The following is a 697-nucleotide window of genomic DNA, read 5'->3' on the forward strand; positions in this document are numbered from 1 at the left end:
ATAATGAAAAAAATTAAAATAATAGTATGTAAAAATTATCTATATGATAAATATATAAAATAGAATTTGAAAGTAAGTTAATTAAATATTTCATGACTCATTATATTACAATAATAAAGGGCAATGGAGGGATTTATTTGTATATTAAAGCATTATCAGAAAGCGAAAAAATGCAATTAAAACAAAGGTCTAAGCGAATAAAAGAATTACAAGAGCAAGGCATATGTTTTGGATGCTATAATTTTGAAACAGACGAGATATTCCCAGGAGAAGGTTTGATTATTTACGAAGATGATAAGGTGAGATGTCAATTCGAAAAATTTCCACGAGCAACTGGTCAAACAACTATAGTAGCGAAGGAACACTATGAGGATATTTCAGAAATGCCACTTGAATTAGGTACTCATATATTAAAAATATCAAATGCAATTATAAAGTTGCATAAAGAAATTATAGGGGCAGAAAAAGTATATATGTGTACACTGTGTGACGGTAAAAGAAATCACTTGCACTTCTCTCTATTTCCACGATTAAAAGGAGAAACAATTGGTTTTAAAAATTTTGTCAAAGAAGATGGCATTTTAATGGATTATCATGAAACTGTTGAAATATACAAAGAAAAAATGAAGGAGTTAGTATAAGATAATAAAACATAAATACAAAAATTATAAAATATTAATTAAACTATCATATAAAT

The 697-nt window shown here is 26.3% G+C and carries 1 protein-coding gene; it reads left to right on the forward strand.

Features of this window, described 5'->3' with window-relative positions; translation table 11 throughout:
- Positions 1-137 precede the first annotated feature (137 nt).
- Positions 138-641 carry an HIT family protein gene (locus AZI32_RS17515; RefSeq protein ID WP_061997191.1) on the forward strand — a complete coding sequence of 168 codons (504 nt, stop codon included), beginning with the start codon at positions 138-140 and terminating at the stop codon, positions 639-641.
- Positions 642-697: the final 56 nt, after the last annotated feature.

It is taken from the genome of Clostridium sp. ATCC 25772 (assembly GCF_001573875.1).
GTDB classification, from domain to species: domain Bacteria; phylum Bacillota; class Clostridia; order Clostridiales; family Clostridiaceae; genus Clostridium_J; species Clostridium_J senegalense.